Annotated in this window: 16 protein-coding genes and 1 pseudogene; 11 read left to right on the top strand and 6 right to left on the bottom strand. The window is 65.3% G+C overall.

The annotated features are described in order from the left end of the window. The first annotated feature begins 81 nt into the window (after positions 1-81). Positions 82-774: a DUF433 domain-containing protein gene (locus ACOOGG_RS12435; RefSeq protein ID WP_420435479.1), complete on the top strand. Its 693-nt coding sequence runs from the start codon at positions 82-84 to the stop codon at positions 772-774. Positions 775-817: 43 nt separating this feature from the next. Beyond that, the gene (locus ACOOGG_RS12430; RefSeq protein ID WP_420435477.1) at positions 818-1168 is read left to right on the top strand and encodes a hypothetical protein; all 351 of its coding nucleotides are present in this window, start codon (positions 818-820) and stop codon (positions 1166-1168) included. Between the two features lie 31 nt (positions 1169-1199). Here ACOOGG_RS12430 and ACOOGG_RS12425 read toward each other — a convergent pair whose 3' ends face one another. Further along, positions 1200-1631: a Zn-ribbon domain-containing OB-fold protein gene (locus ACOOGG_RS12425; protein ID WP_420435475.1), complete on the bottom strand. Its 432-nt coding sequence runs from the start codon at positions 1629-1631 to the stop codon at positions 1200-1202. 87 nt (positions 1632-1718) lie between these two features. Here ACOOGG_RS12425 and ACOOGG_RS12420 point away from each other — a divergent pair, with 87 nt between their 5' ends. Next, complete coding sequence (locus ACOOGG_RS12420) at positions 1719-2984, top strand: MFS transporter (protein WP_420435473.1); 1266 nt, start codon at positions 1719-1721, stop codon at positions 2982-2984. Here the strand turns inward: ACOOGG_RS12420 and ACOOGG_RS12415 are convergent. Continuing rightward, positions 2962-4131 (bottom strand): thiolase C-terminal domain-containing protein, encoded by a 1170-nt coding sequence (locus tag ACOOGG_RS12415; RefSeq protein ID WP_420435471.1) that lies wholly within the window; start codon positions 4129-4131, stop codon positions 2962-2964. The two genes, ACOOGG_RS12420 and ACOOGG_RS12415, sit on opposite strands and share 23 nt — an antisense overlap. Before the next feature lie 38 nt (positions 4132-4169). Here ACOOGG_RS12415 and ACOOGG_RS12410 point away from each other — a divergent pair, with 38 nt between their 5' ends. Beyond that, positions 4170-4964 (top strand): hypothetical protein, encoded by a 795-nt coding sequence (locus ACOOGG_RS12410; protein WP_420435469.1) that lies wholly within the window; start codon positions 4170-4172, stop codon positions 4962-4964. Between the two features lie 5 nt (positions 4965-4969). Here ACOOGG_RS12410 and ACOOGG_RS12405 read toward each other — a convergent pair whose 3' ends face one another. Continuing rightward, positions 4970-6280, bottom strand: coding sequence for a hypothetical protein (locus tag ACOOGG_RS12405; RefSeq protein ID WP_420435467.1), 1311 nt, complete (start codon positions 6278-6280; stop codon positions 4970-4972). A 76-nt stretch (positions 6281-6356) separates the two neighbouring features. On the opposite strand from ACOOGG_RS12405, the gene ACOOGG_RS12400 reads away from it, so the two are divergent. Further along, positions 6357-6515 carry a hypothetical protein gene (locus ACOOGG_RS12400; RefSeq protein WP_420435465.1) on the top strand — a complete coding sequence of 53 codons (159 nt, stop codon included), beginning with the start codon at positions 6357-6359 and terminating at the stop codon, positions 6513-6515. Positions 6516-6666: 151 nt separating this feature from the next. Here the strand turns inward: ACOOGG_RS12400 and ACOOGG_RS12395 are convergent, their stop codons facing one another. The 3 genes from ACOOGG_RS12395 to rpmB form a co-directional block, all read right to left on the bottom strand. Continuing rightward, positions 6667-7296: an HDIG domain-containing metalloprotein gene (locus ACOOGG_RS12395; RefSeq protein WP_420437603.1), complete on the bottom strand. Its 630-nt coding sequence runs from the start codon at positions 7294-7296 to the stop codon at positions 6667-6669. 146 nt (positions 7297-7442) lie between these two features. Then, positions 7443-7604, bottom strand: a complete 162-nt coding sequence (gene rpmG / locus ACOOGG_RS12390; RefSeq protein ID WP_419847506.1) for a 50S ribosomal protein L33 — start codon at positions 7602-7604, stop codon at positions 7443-7445. 5 nt (positions 7605-7609) lie between these two features. Then, positions 7610-7846, bottom strand: coding sequence for a 50S ribosomal protein L28 (gene rpmB / locus ACOOGG_RS12385; protein WP_420435463.1), 237 nt, complete (start codon positions 7844-7846; stop codon positions 7610-7612). A gap of 96 nt (positions 7847-7942) precedes the next feature. Here rpmB and ACOOGG_RS12380 point away from each other — a divergent pair, with 96 nt between their 5' ends. From ACOOGG_RS12380 to ACOOGG_RS12355, 6 genes and pseudogenes are all read left to right on the top strand, one after another. Further along, positions 7943-8965, top strand: coding sequence for an LLM class F420-dependent oxidoreductase (locus ACOOGG_RS12380; protein WP_420435461.1), 1023 nt, complete (start codon positions 7943-7945; stop codon positions 8963-8965). Positions 8966-9029: 64 nt separating this feature from the next. After that, a pseudogene (locus tag ACOOGG_RS12375) lies at positions 9030-9620 on the top strand (hypothetical protein); the annotation flags it as partial. Positions 9621-9696: 76 nt separating this feature from the next. Next, a complete protein-coding gene (locus tag ACOOGG_RS12370; protein ID WP_420435459.1) occupies positions 9697-10098 on the top strand; it encodes a hypothetical protein in 402 nt (133 codons plus the stop codon). After that, on the top strand, positions 10095-11174 hold the full coding sequence (locus ACOOGG_RS12365; protein ID WP_420435457.1) for an HTTM domain-containing protein: 1080 nt from the start codon (positions 10095-10097) through the stop codon (positions 11172-11174). Before ACOOGG_RS12370 ends, ACOOGG_RS12365 begins: the two co-directional genes overlap by 4 nt. Before the next feature lie 14 nt (positions 11175-11188). Further along, entirely contained in the window at positions 11189-12355 is a 1167-nt protein-coding gene (locus ACOOGG_RS12360) for a hypothetical protein (RefSeq protein WP_420435455.1), read from the top strand. A 13-nt stretch (positions 12356-12368) separates the two neighbouring features. Next, positions 12369-12920, top strand: coding sequence for a hypothetical protein (locus ACOOGG_RS12355; protein ID WP_420435453.1), 552 nt, complete (start codon positions 12369-12371; stop codon positions 12918-12920). Positions 12921-12936: the final 16 nt, after the last annotated feature.

The raw sequence follows: 12936 nt of genomic DNA, 5'->3' as shown, positions 1-12936 counted from the left end.
CGCCATTCATCTGTCGGACTCCAATATGGTGGTTATGAAAGGAGGCAGGCCCTGAGACTCGTAAATGACACCCGTTTCGACGTGCCGCTGTACACCATCGGAGAGGCTGCACGGATTTTGGACGTCCCGACCTCGACTCTGGCTAGTTGGGCCAAGGGGTACGTCCGGCGCTTTATCGACCGGTCTGATGTGACCGGCGACCCTGTGCTCACCTACTTGCCGACCAAAACATTCCGGGGGCCCACGATTCCATTCATCGGCTTGGCGGAAGGACTAGTGCTCGCTGCCATCCGACGCAGTGGAGTACCAATGCAGAGAGTTCGTCCCGCGCTAGATGAGTTGCAGCGGCAGATGGGAGTTGACCATGCCTTGGCCTCTAAACGGCTATATACCGACGGTGCTGAACTTCTGTTCGACTACGCCGAGCAGAATCAGGAGGCTGGTCGAGGGCCAAGAACAGGAGACTTGGTGGTCGTCCGCAATGGCCAAAGAGTGTTCGCGGAGATCATCGAGCAGTACCTCAAACTCATTCGCTACGGATCGGACGGGTATGCCTCCATCATCCAAGTTCCGGCATACCGTGAAGCCGAAGTTGTAGCCGACCCTGGCCGGTCGTTCGGCTCTCCTGTCTTTAAGCGCGGTGGAGCGCGAGTTTCTGATGTGCTCGAACGATTCTGGGCCGGTGAATCCCTCAGTGAATTGAGTGAAGAGTTCGGCGTTCCGCCCCACCAGCTCGAGGACGTCGTCCGTGCCACATCCCGACGGGCTGCCTGACCTCTTTCTTGATCGAAGCTTGGGACGGATCAAAGTCCCTGATTTGCTGCGCGCCGCTGGCCTCCGGCTACTCACGCTGGCTGAGCACTATGGGATCCCAGCTGACGAGGATATCGACGACGAAGACTGGCTGAGGCTGGCTAGCTCGCAAGACTGGGTCGTGTTCATGAAGGACACTCGGATCCGCTATAACCGGCGAGAGCGTGATGTGGTAACGGCTCACTCGGTCCGCTGTTTCTGTCTGTCCAGCCAGCAGCTCAAGGCCGACGATATGGCGGCTCGTTACTTGGGCAACCTCGACGCGATAACCCAGGCCTGCCAAGAGCCCGGACCCTTCATCTACGCGGTCCACAAGAACCGGATTGAACGTCTCCCCTTGGGAACAGACAACTAGATTGGATGAGCCGGGGCTTCCCGTGGGCGGCTTAGGTAGGGCGCCAGGCTAGGAGGGTGAAGGGGCCGTCGTCGTCGGTGTGGGCTTCGAAGGCGATCTGGATGGACTGGCCGGGGGTGGGGTCGGCGTCGCTTTGCCAGGTGGCGGGCAGGCAGAGGTCGTCTTGTTCGTTGAGGCGGCCCAACACCACGGTGTAGGGGGAGGCGAATCCGGGCAGGAAGGCGTGGTGGTTCACCACCCAGCTCTCCACGGTGGCTCGGCCCGACAGCGGCACCCAGGTGAACTCGAAGGAGGCGCAGCGACCGCACATGGCCCGAGGAGGCCACCGCCACGCCTCGCACCGGTCGCAGCGCTGCAATTCGAAGCGGTGCTGGTTGACTCGCTCCCACCACGGCGCCGAGTCCCGTTCCGGATAGGGGCGGGGCTTGGGGACTTGGTCGGCGGAGCGGTCGACAACAGCCATCATCACCAGACTGTCACAGTCCCGACCTAAAGTGACCCGAGACCAGCCGACAAAGCTGGACACCTACAGAGCATGAGCAGGCCAGAGATGACGGTAGATCGAACAGTGGCCTTTCAGCGGGCAAGTAGGACGCTGATGGCCTCGGTGGTCCCCACTTCGGCCGCTATGGCCTCGGGATTCGCGGCGGCTGCGGTGCTAGCCAAGGAGATCACCGACAGCGAGACGTTGGCCGCCCTGGCTGCTGCCATGATGCAGGTGGGAAGCGTAGTGACCACGGTTCCTCTAGCTCGCCGGATGGCCCGTCTCGGTAGAAGGCGGGGCATGGTCGCGGGGTGGTCGATAGGAACAGTCGGGGCCACGCTGGCTTTCTTGGCCGCAGTGGCCGACTTCTATCCCCTGTTGGTGGTGGGAATCATCGGAATCGGCGCCGGCAACGCCACTAACTTGGCGGCCCGATTCGCCTGTGCCGACCTGGCCCCAGATGACCGCCGGGCCCGAGCCATCGGAATGCTGGTGTGGGCCACGACTTTTGGAGCAGCACTGGGACCGACCATCGCGCTGGGTCCCGCAGCGGCGGTGGCCCGGTTCTTGGGCCTTCCTGAGCTGTCCGGCCCCTACCTGCTGTCAACCATTCTTTTTATCATCGGCCTCACCACCACCCATGTGTGGTTGCGCCCCGACCCGCTGGAGGTGCTGGGCACGGTGGGCAAAGCCGCTGCCCGTCCGGCGTCGCTGCGAGTGGTGGGGAGCCGAATTGCCACTGTGCCCGCGGCCCGGCTGGCGGTGATCGCCATGCTCATGGGCCAGGCGGTGATGGTGGGAGTGATGACCATGACCCCGCTGCACATGGACAACGGCGACCACCAACTCCGAGTGATCGGCTGGGTGATCTCGGTCCACGTCATCGGGATGTTCGCCTTTTCGCCCATCGTGGGTTGGCTAGTCGACCGAATCGGCCCTTATCTAATGGTCGGGCTGGGTGGTGTGATTTTGTGCATCGGCGCGGAGACCGCGGCTCACAACAGCGCAGAAGACAGCGCCGGGATGTTCGCCGGCCTTTTGCTAGTTGGTTTGGGCTGGAGTTTCGGGCTGATCGCCGGGAGTGCGCTCTTGATCGGTGCCTTTCCGGTGGACCAGCGGGTGGAGGTACAGGGGGGTGCCGATCTCTTGATGACCGGTGGGGGGGCGATTGCCGGTCTGTCCTCCGGTGTGGTCATGGAGCGCTTCGGCTTTCACTCGCTGAGCCATTGGGCCGGGCTCAGCGCATTGGTGCTGGTGGTAGCCGCGGCAGCGGCCTGGTACAACGCCCGCCTCCGCCAAACTGAGCCGGTCAGCTATCGCGGCGCAGGATGATGGCCGACGAGTTGCCGGCCACATAACCGGGCTGGCCGGTGGACATGGCTAGCTCCGCATTGGGCACTTGGAAGCGCCCGGCAGTGCCCCTGACCTGGCGGACGGCCTCGTGCAGGTTGTTGAGGCCGTGGACATAGCCCTCCGACAAGAACCCGCCGTGGGTGTTAACCGGAATGCGGCCGCCGGGGGCGGTTCCACCGTCGGCAATGAACGCGGCGCCCTCGCCTTTGGGGGCGAACCCGTAATCCTCCACCTGGACCAGCACCAGATGGGTGAAGGCGTCGTACAGAGAGGCGTACTGGATGTCTTCAGGACCGACGCCGGCCATCTCATATAACCGGCGGGCCATTTTGGCGGCAATCGAGGTGGTCCAGTCGGCCTGCACCCGGTTGCTGTGCATCATGTGGCCACCACCCCAGGTCATCCCGGAGATCAGCACCGGGGGCTGGCGCAGATCGCGGGCCCGATGAGCGGTGGTGATAACCACTGCGGCGGCGGCGTCGGTCTCCAAGCAGCAGTCGAACAGCCGGAACGGCTCCACGATCCAACGGGAGGCCAGATAGTCGTCCATGGTCATGGGGGCCCGCATCATGGCCCGCTCGTTGTGCACGGCGTTGGCCCGCTGCTGCACCGCGATGCGGCCGAGATCCTCAGAGGTGGTGCCCCATTGGTTCATGTGAGAGCGGGCGAACATGGCATACCACTGCGGCGGGGTCACCCAGCCGATGGGGTGCTGGTATTGGGTCTCAACGATGGCCGGAGGCGGACGGCCGGTGCCGCCCATTCGGTGCTCGGAGCGGGCGTTGATCGACCGCCAAACCACTATGTGGCGGGCATGGCCCAGCGCGGCTGCGCCCGCGGCATGGCCGACCACCGAGTGAGAGGTGGAGCCGCCACCGAACTGGTCGCAGTACCACGACAGGTCGTCCACACCCAGGCATTGGGCCACGATGGAGGCGGTGACCGAATCTTGCACCTGATGGCAGGCCACCCCGTCGATGTCCTCCCGGCGCAGCCCGGCATCTTCTACCGCGGCCATGATGGCTCGCAGCGCCAGGGTGAGCGTGCTCGCACCCGAGTTCTTGGACAGCTCGGTGATGCCGATCCCCGCGATGGCCGCCTTGTCGCGAAAGGGATGTCCGCTCACCTTCGCGAGACTAGGGCGCTGCCGCTAAGTTCGGCGGCGTGAACGACTATCCCATCCACGTTGGCAGCATGCTCTTCACCCTGGTGGACCCGAATCCGGGCCACGAGAAGGAGTACAACCGCTGGTACGAGCGAGACCATTTCTACGCCGGGTGCATGATCGGCCCCTGGATGTTCGCCGGCTCCCGCTGGGTGGCCCCCCGAGCGCTGAAGGACATGCGCATAACCGACGGCAGCGGCGAGATTTCGCAGGCCGGCAATGGCTCGTTCCTGGCGGTCTATTGGGTGCTCGACGGCCACGACGAGGAGCACTGGGAGTGGGCCAGCGACCAGGTCCACTGGCTGTACACCAACGACCGGGGGTTCGCAGAGCGCACCCACCGCCACACCATATTGGCCGACGTGGGCTGGGCCGCCTACCGAGACGACGACCCGGTGCCCCTCGAGCTGGCCCTCGACCACTGCTACGCCGGGATAGGGGTGGTGGCCATGGACCGGGCCGACGGCGTGAGCGAAAACGAGCTGCACGCTTTCTTGCGGGACAAGGCAATGCCCGAGATGATGGCCGGCTCGCCGGTTGCCATCGGCTCGACTTGGAAGCCCCGCCAGCGCGATGAGATCACCTCCAACTCCCCTATGGACTTGGGCTCGGGTACCGGCACCGAAGCCCGCACCCTCCAGATCTTCTTCTGCGACGAGCAGCCCGACGGCTGCTGGGACTCATTCCAGTCGTACGTGGACGCCATCAACAGCTCTGGTCTGGCCAATGTCTGCTGGGCCGGGCCCTTCTACAAGACCGTGGTGGGCACCGACACCTACGTCGACCAGCTCTAGAAGCCCTACTGGAACGATACGAACACCGGCGTTGGATCAAGTCGCAATACTTGATCCGGGGTTGCGATGGTGAAGTCCTCGTCGAAGAAGTTCTTCCAACCCCAATAGAACTGATCGGCATCGGGCTGTCTGGTCAAGAAGTTCCAGGTGTTGATCTTATCGGGGACCGGGCCCTGGCCGTCCATATGGACCACCACCGCCAACTCGGGAGGAGTCTCGACCCGATGGCGGTTGGTGATCATCTCCAGACGGAACTGGTGGAGGATGAGCAGCTTCTGGGGAAGGGCTTCCTCGCGGACGATGCTGGCCAGCCAATCGACCACCTGGTTGATCTCCGCTGCGTCCACTGTGCCGATCTGGCGCATGTGGACTTCGTTCGGCCTGAGCCTCCACTCAGGGTCTAGCGCAAGTCCGACGTGGGGAAGGCGCAGGAACTCCTCGTAGATCTTGGCCTGCGACAGGTAGTGGGATCGCCCTGGTTGCAGGTCCAGCACCACGTAAACGTCGTTGGCGGCCGCTAGCTCTACCCATGGCCTGATCACATCCCGGGCGGTCTCAGCCGAATAGTCCCCGTCTTCGCCGGCACCGGCCGAGGCAACGGTGGTGATGATCTCGAAGGTGGGCAGCACGATCGAGCCGTCCGCATCGTAGCCCTCGGCGATGGACCGGAGCCGCACGACGCCCTCTTCGGCACTCTGTTCTCCCAGCACCCCGAGACCCGGCCCCGATGGATGGCCGTAAATGGCCACCAGGCGGCGGTTGATACCGCCATCGAACAGGAGCAGGCCGCCGCCGGGCAGTTCTTCGCCCCGGCGGACCACGTCCAGCTGCCAGGCAGCATCGCCGCCGAATTCTGAGAGCAATTCCACCTGGGGGGTGTCGGCGAGCGCACGGCGGACCTGCGGGGACAGGGCTCGGAGGTCGCCGGACAGGGCGTAGGTGCCTACTCCTATCTGGTGGCCGAGAGCTCCCAGCGCCACGCCCTGCTCAGCATCATCGACAAGCCACACGCGGCTGCTGGAGAGCCCCTCATGGGAGAAAGTTGCCTGCCCATCAACTGCGATCTGCTCGTAGGCGAAATCGGCCAGGGCATATCGAAGGGCAACCGGGTCGAATCCGGCGGTCACAATGCGGTCTGGAGCAAGGCGCCCAAGCTCGCCCATCAACGGTAAGTCGAACCAAGGGCCAACCAGCAGCAGCGGGCCTTTGATGCCGAGCGCCATCAGCGTGGAGATCGCCGCGGGATCGTCAGCGAAAGCCAGGCCGACTTCTTCGGCGCAGCCATACAGAGCCTGCGAAATCTCGATGCTGGTCACCGCAAGAGACGTGTGGGAAAGCTGAAGATCGTCGGGTATCAAAGGCGAGCATTCGCGCTCAGGCTCAGGAGTCGCGGTGGGCTCGGGAGTCGGGGTGGGCTCGGGAGTCGGGGTGGGCTCGGGAGTCGGGGTGGGCTCGGGAGTCGGGGTGGGCTCGGGTACCGGAGCGGCGGATGCAGTGGGAGTAGGACTCGATTCGGAGGGAACCGGAGTCTCAACGGCGCTAGTTGGCTGAGAGTCTGGTATATCCGCCGAGTTTTCAGAACAGGACGACACCAGCAGCAAGACCACCAAGAGAACAACGAATCGACCGGGCAATTGACAACTCCATGTCGGAGGCTAGCCCGACCGAAACTCTCTGTTGTGTCAGTCTCTGACCTGGGTATTTATCCCTTTTCGGCCCACCATTGGTCGAGTCGTACCTCGGTGGCGGCCCGGTCTAGCTCGGGCTCGGCCCGCTTTAGCTCCAAGAGGAACTTCAGCGCCGCACCCACTTCGGGACCGGGTCCGACGCCGTAGCGCTCCATCACCTCGTTGCCATCGATCAGCGGCCGTTCCGCCGCCCGGCGCTCCTCCTCGGCCAGCCGGGCGATCCGGGCCTCCATCTCGTCCACATGGTGTTGGAGGTCGGCCGCCTTCTGGCGATTCCTAGTGGTGCAGTCAGCTCGCACCAGCTCATTCAGATACCCCAGCAAGGGGCCGGCCTCACGGGCGTAGCGGCGCACGGCGGCATCGCTCCAGCCGTCGGCGTACCCCTTGAATCGGCCCGACAACCGCACCAGCTCGCTCACGTCGTCCACCAACTGCTCGGAATAGCCCAGCGCGGCAAGCCGCTTGCGGGTCATGCGGGCCCCCACCGCCTCGTGGTGGTAGAAGGTCACCGCGCCCTGCTCATAAGAACGGGTGCGGGGCTTGCCCACATCGTGGAACAGCGTGGCCAGCCGCAGAATCAGATCAGCGCGGGTCTTGGCCACCACCGCGATGGTGTGGGCCAGAACGTCCTTGTGGCGGTGGATGGGGTCTTGCTCCAGGCGGAGCGCGGGCAGCTCGGGAACTATCTCGTCGGCGAGGCCAGAGTCAACCAGATTCCATAGCGGCGGGGCAGGGTCCTCGGCCAGCAGAGCGGCCGTCAGAATCTCCCGGCGCTCGTCGACGGTGGCAGCTACCGCTCCTCCTTGAACACGACGTGCTTGCGGGCCACCGGGTCGTACTTCTTCAGCTCGATCCGCTCCCGGTCGTTGATCCGGTTCTTGGTGGTCACGTAGGTATAGCCGGTTCCCGCGGTGGACTTAAGCTTGATGATGGGACGCTTGTCGCTGGCCATGGCAATCAGACTTTCTCGCCGCGTTGGCGCATCTGGGCGATCACCTTCTCGATGCCGTGCTTGTTGATGGTCTTAAGGCCCTTGGCCGACACGTTGAGGGTTACCCAGCGCTTCTCCGACGGCAGCCAGAAGCGATGCTTGTGGACGTTCGGGTTCCACCGGCGCCGCGTCTTGCGGTGCGAGTGGGACACGTTATTGCCGAAGGATGGGCGACGACCGGTCACCTGGCAGACCTTGGACATAGGTGTCCATGTTACTGGCCCCGCTACGGCTACCGGCAAGCGGGATAAGCACTGACGACAAGGATCACGACAAAAGGTCGGGATAGGGTCGCCGCCATGAAACTCGGACTGGTCTGGGGATATTGGGGCCGCGGGATACCCGAGGGCTTCGTGCCGCTAACCCAAGAGGCAGAGCGTTTGGGCTACGACTCGGTGTGGACGGCGGAGTCGTGGGGCTCCGATGCGTTCTCGCCGCTGGTATGGCTGGCCGCCCACACCGAGCGAATCCGCTTGGGCACCGGCATCGTGCAATTGGCTGCCCGCACCCCCACCGCCACCGCAATGCACGCCGTCACCGCCGACCACCTCTCCAACCAGCGCCTCATTCTGGGGCTGGGAGTGTCCGGTCCCCAGGTGGTGGAGGGATGGTACGGCCAGCCCGGCAACCGCCCCCTGGCCCGCACCCGGGAGTACGTGGAGATCCTTCGTCGGGTGTTCGCCCGCGACGGCTATTTGACCTTCGAGGGCGACTACTACAACCACCCCTACAAGGGCGAGGGCGACACCGGCTTGGGCAAGGCGCTCAAGATCATGACCCATCCTCCCCGGGCCGACATCCCCATCTTCATCGGCGCCGAGGGTCCCAAGAACATCGCCCAGACGGTGGAGATCGCCGACGGCTGGCTGCCGCTGTACTACTCGCCGTTCCGCCCCGAGGTGTACGCCGATTCGATCGCCGGGCGATCAGACGACTTCGAGATCACCGTCCACACCACCATCAAGGTCACCGGCGACTCGCCCGAAGAACTGGCCGAGGCGCTGTTCCCCACCAAGGCCTCGCTGGGCTTCTACATCGGCGGGATGGGGGCCAAGGGCCAGAACTACCACACCAAGCTGATGGCCCGGATGGGCTTCGAGGAGGAAGCCCACCACATCCAAGACCTGTTCTTCGAGGGCCGGCGAGAGGAAGCCATCGCCGCGGTGCCCGACCAGTTCGCCGACGAGATCTCCCTGGTGGGCTCGCCCGAGCGAATCCGCGACCGGCTGGCGGGCTGGGAGGAGAGCCCGGTTACCGGCATCAATGTGGGGGCTCGCAGCGCAGAAGAACTTCGCACAATCGCCGAGGTCATCCTCGGTTAGGGATAATGACCCCATGAGCGAGCCCATCACCTTTTACTTCGACCCGCTTTGACCATGGTGCTGGCAGACAGCCCGTTGGGTTCGTCAGATTGAAGATGCCGGTGAGGTGAGCATCACCTGGGGTCTGTTCTCGTTGGCCATCGTTAACTTTGACAAGCCCATGGACGGGTTCGACCCCGACCGGGGCGTGGGGGTGCGCTCGCTGCGCACCGCGGTGAAGGCCCGCGAGGTGGGCGGCAACGACGGCATCGGCGCCTATTACCAGGCCATCGGTCGCCGGGCGTTTGACTTGGTGGAGTCGGTGGACGAGCTAGACACCATCCGGGCTGCCGCGGTGGACGCCGGATTCGACGCCAGCCTGGTGGACGACGCCCTGGCCGACGACAGCACCTGGGAGACGCTGAAGTCCGAGCACGCCGTCTTGTGCGACGAGACCCGCAGCTTCGGCGTGCCCACCATCCGCTTGGACGACGGCCAAGGCCCGGCGCTGTTCGGCCCAGTTATCAGCAACCCGCCGGAGTCCATCGAAGAGGCGGTGGAGTTGTGGCGCCATGTGCGCTGGCTGACCGCCTACGACAACTTCGCCGAGCTAAAGCGCGACCGTCTGCCGCCCGATCTGGAGGCCTATAGACGGAGGTACAGCGACGACGGCTGACGCTTCCCCGGAAGCGGCTGCGTCACCCCGCCCGCTTTGGCGGCGGCGGGGCGCGCGGTGGTTCGCTGCCGCAATAGTGGTTGCACAGCTCGGGCTGGTGGCCAACGGCTACCGGGACCCGCACAACTACTTCGCATTCCAGCCCTTCAACGAGTCGAGCACCTATGCGGTGGAGTTGGTGCGGGTGCTAGGTGACGGCGAGCGGTTGGCGGTTCCCCACGGGCGCTGGGAGGGCTACGACTGGGACGAGCTGATCGGTTGGCGGGCGTTGCAGGGGCCCTGGCGCCAGCGCCACGCCTTCTCCGGGGTGGACGCGGTGGTGGACTACCTGGACCACGCCCTGGACTGGATGGCCGACAACACCCCCAACGACACCCAGACCCTCTACCTTGAGGCCACCGTCACCTACTACCGCAACGCCCGCGGCCCCTACGTCACAGTGATCCACAGCCACAACCGGGATCTGGGTGGCCCATGACGGCTGCGGTTGCTCCCCCGGCGAGCGCCGATCGGCGAACCCGGTGCCGCCAATGGCTACAGGAGGCGTTCGACGAGCCAGCCAGCGTGCGGGGGGTGGCCATTGTGCGCATCGTGCTAGGGCCGTCGGTCATCTGGCACCTGCGACCCTTCCTGGCCGACGCGCTCAACGGCGTTACCTACCTCGATGTCTTCCAGCAGAAGTGGTGGCCGTGGGTGCCCAATGCGCCTGCCGGGCTGTATATGGCGCTGTTGTGGATCGGTGTGGCCGCCGCGGTGCTGATGACCGTGGGCCTGTGGTCGCGAGCCGCTACTTGGGTGACCTTGGCGGTGGTGGCCTACAACTTCTTCTTGTCGGAGACCCACTTCCGCCACAACCGGGCCTTTTTGATCATTCTCTTGGCCGGTGTGGCCCTGTGCGACAACGGCCGAGTGCTCTCGCTGGACGCCCGGCGCCGCCAACCTCTTGATGACCGGGCCTTGGTGTGGCCGGTGTGGCTGCTTCGGTTCGAGGCCGCCGCCATCTACTTCGCCTCGGGATTCTCCAAGTTGATCGACCCCGACTGGGTGGGTGGCCGGGTGATGCACGACCGCACCCTGCGCTACCAGGACGATGCCCGCGAGGTGTTGGGCGACACGCTGGGCGACCCCCTATTGGAGGTGTTGACGGCCCGGGCCTTCCAATGGGTTCTGTCGCCGGTGGCGGTGGCCACCGAGCTGTTCATCGCCTTCGGCCTCTGGTTCCGCCGCACCCGGCTGGCCGCTGTGTGGGTGGCGGTGGCTTTCCACGTGGGCATCGAGGTGAGCGCGCAGGTGGAGGTGTTCAGCGTGATCGCCATCGGAGCGCTGGCCATCTGGGCCACCCCGTCCACCCGCGACCGCACGCTGGTCACCCCCAGCCGCTGGGTTCGATGGCTCGATTGGACGGCCCGGTTCGACATCACCGTTGCGCCGGGGGCATCGTGGCGCATGGTCGATCGCGACGGCACCGTGCTTGAGGGCCAAGCCGCCCGCCAGTTTGTGAGGACCCGGCTGCCGGCCACGTTCTTGTTCTCCCGGTTCTGGCGGTACCCGTGAACACTCTGTCGTGGATGCGGTGGCTGCCATCTAGCAGGGCCACGCGCCGAGTCATCGCATGGGCGGTGCTGTGGGTGCTTGCTGCCGGGCTGTTGCGGGTGACGCTGGCCGCCCCCGAGGTGTGCCCTGCGTTCACTCGTGCCGATACACAACAGTCGATCGACGCGGCAGCCGATTGGATCGTCCGCACCCAGGAGCCCTCTGGGCGCTACCTGTATGAATACAACCGGAGCACCGAGTCTGCGGTGCCGGGCTACAACCTGGTCCGCCATGCCGGGGGAACGCTGTCGCTGTATCAGCTGGCCATAGTGCAAGAGGGCCACAACCACCAGGTGGTGGAGGCCGCCGACCGGGGCATGAACTACCTGCTGGATCGGGCGGTGGATACCGGAAATGGGGGCATGGGGCCGGCCCTGTCGCCCCGGGGGCCGGTGAAGACAGGGACTGCCTCGCTGACTCTGGTGTCGCTAGCTCACCGGCGCATCCTCACCGGCGACCAGAGCTTCGACGGGGAGATGCGAGCTCTGGGTCGGTTCCTCATGGGCCAGCAGCTGCCCGACGGCGGGATGCTCAATTTCTGGGACCCTAAAACGGGGGCTCCGACCCCGGATATAAGGTCTCGCTTCGCCACTGGCGAGGCAGCCTGGGGGCTGGCGCTGATGCACGAGGCCTTCCCCGACGAGGGATGGGACACCCCGGTTTGGGACATCATGGACTATCTGGCCACCGACCGGGACGAGTTGGAGGAGCTTTGGCCCCCTCCCTGGCCCGACCAATGGGCCGCCTACGCCTTGGCTGAGATGGCCGAGTGGGGCCTCGAAGAGCACCACCTCGACTACGCCCAGCGCCTGGCCGGGCGCTTCGGCCAGATGATCCGCTGGGACGCCCAGCGGGAGGGCGTGGCCGAGATAACCCACCTGCCCATGCCCCGGGGCGGCGGCTACGGGACCATCCTGGAGGGGCTGGGCGCACTGGAGTGGCTGTGGCTGAACGAGTCTCGCCTGGCCAGCGCCCCGCTGCGGGAGCGTTTGGAGTGCGGGGCGGTTCGCCTGGCCGAAGCCCAGGATGCCGACGGTGCTTGGTATTACGACGATCTGACCAGGGTGGACGACCAGCAGCACGCCGTCTCCGGCCTGTTGATGGCCGCGTATCAATTCGACCTGAGAGGAATGAAACCATGAAAGCAGAAACACCATGAGCGGGCTCGGACCGGTGATGTTGATGGTGCTGGCCGCGGCCAACCCGGCCGCGGGAGCGCTGAGCGTGGCCTGGCGCCCCTCCAATCGGGATCAATGGCGGCCCCGGGTGGCGCTGGCCGTGGCCGCCGCGGTGGGCGCACTGTGGGTGGTGGCCGCGCTGGCCGACCCCATCCTCGACGCCCTGTCGGTGACGACCGGCACCTGGCGACTGGCCACCGCCGTGCCGTTCGCAATAGCCGGAGTGCGGTGGATGGTATTCCCCGCCCGCCCCATCCACGACGAGCCCCGGGCCGGTACCCAGATGGCCCTCATCGCCCTAACCTTGCTGTTCACCCCCCAGTTGGTGGCCGTGGTGCTGGCCACCGCTGCCCAAGACGGAACCCTCCGCACCATGGCCGGAGTGATCCTCGCCGCCGCCCTCACCGCCGCCCTCCTCTGGTTCCGAGCCACCCCCACCCCCCTGCTGTCAGCAACCGCCCGCCTCCTCGGCGGCCTAGCCATTGTCCTCGCCATAGCCCTAGGAGTAGACGGCACCCAGACGATCTGAGCACCGCAGCCAGCCA

Origin of the sequence: Candidatus Poriferisocius sp., from assembly GCF_965214065.1 — a bacterium.
GTDB lineage: Bacteria > Actinomycetota > Acidimicrobiia > Acidimicrobiales > Bin134 > Poriferisocius.
Note: the sequence above shows the minus strand (reverse complement) of the source record. Positions and strands in the feature narration are given on the sequence as shown.